2 protein-coding genes are annotated in these 769 nt (G+C 57.5%); one reads left to right on the top strand and one right to left on the bottom strand.

The genetic code is table 11. The features are described from left to right. On the bottom strand, nt 1-327 hold a 327-nt coding region (locus tag IEV82_RS23485; RefSeq protein WP_188484504.1), incomplete at its 3' end, for a hypothetical protein. A gap of 102 nt (nt 328-429) precedes the next feature. Here IEV82_RS23485 and IEV82_RS23480 point away from each other — a divergent pair. Then, entirely contained in the window at nt 430-630 is a 201-nt protein-coding gene (locus tag IEV82_RS23480; protein WP_188484503.1) for a hypothetical protein, read from the top strand. Nucleotides 631-769: the final 139 nt, after the last annotated feature.

Below are 769 nucleotides of genomic sequence, written 5' to 3'. Positions count from 1 at the left end.
GACATCATCGCCCGCATCTCCGATATGCCGGTCTCGCGCCTGCACGAGTTGCTGCCGTGGGAATGGGACGGGGCCACGCCCCTGGTCAAGGTCGCTTGACCGCGGCCTCCAGCGAATGCTTACCATGGTGAGGTCGGTACCGTCGGACAGCTTGTCCGCAAAGTCGTCGAAATCGTCCACCTCGAACTCGGAGGACCGCTCGTCCTCCCCGATCAAATCGCGGGCCAGTTTCTTCTTCCGGATCTCCTTGAGCACCTTTTGCAGATGCTCGGCGATGATGTCGGGGTCGGTCTCGTAAGTCGGGAGGTCGATGATCTTGATGCGCATGTCGTATCCGTGTCCGTGATCTCATAGAAGGCACCGCACGAGCCATCAGGCGCCGCGGTAGCGAAGGCTCAAAAAGAGCGTCGTATGAGATGTCGGGTATGGATGAGCGTGATCATGGGCCCACAGAGACCGCCATTTGCGCCCTCGGTCAACCCCACTGGCGGCAAGCAAAAAGCGCCACACCAGCCTGATGCAGCACTTTTTCAGTGTAAGCGGCTGCACAGCGCCATCGGCTATGTCACGCCGCATGAAGCAGGGGAGGATTTCTATGCAAACCTGAATGCTGTTGAAAAAGCTGCATAAGTTTTAGATAAAAAACTCTCCAGTAAACCCGGGGCGTGTGTGGATGCCCCCTGTTTGGCAAGCATTATCTTCGATTTTCGGCGGGGCCTTCGATCGGACGTGTGTCAGGCCTCTGATTGTGGCTTTCTATGACGCCACG

This window comes from Marivita lacus (genome assembly GCF_014637725.1).
GTDB classification, from domain to species: Bacteria; Pseudomonadota; Alphaproteobacteria; order Rhodobacterales; family Rhodobacteraceae; genus Marivita; species Marivita lacus.
The sequence above is the reverse complement of the archived record's forward strand: the minus strand, read 5'-3'. Positions and strand labels throughout refer to the sequence as shown.

Excerpts from the sequence above, each read along its gene's own strand:
- IEV82_RS23480 (WP_188484503.1), top strand. The coding sequence starts at position 430 with ATGAGCGTGATCATGGGCCCACAGAGACCGCCATTTGCGCCCTCGGTC.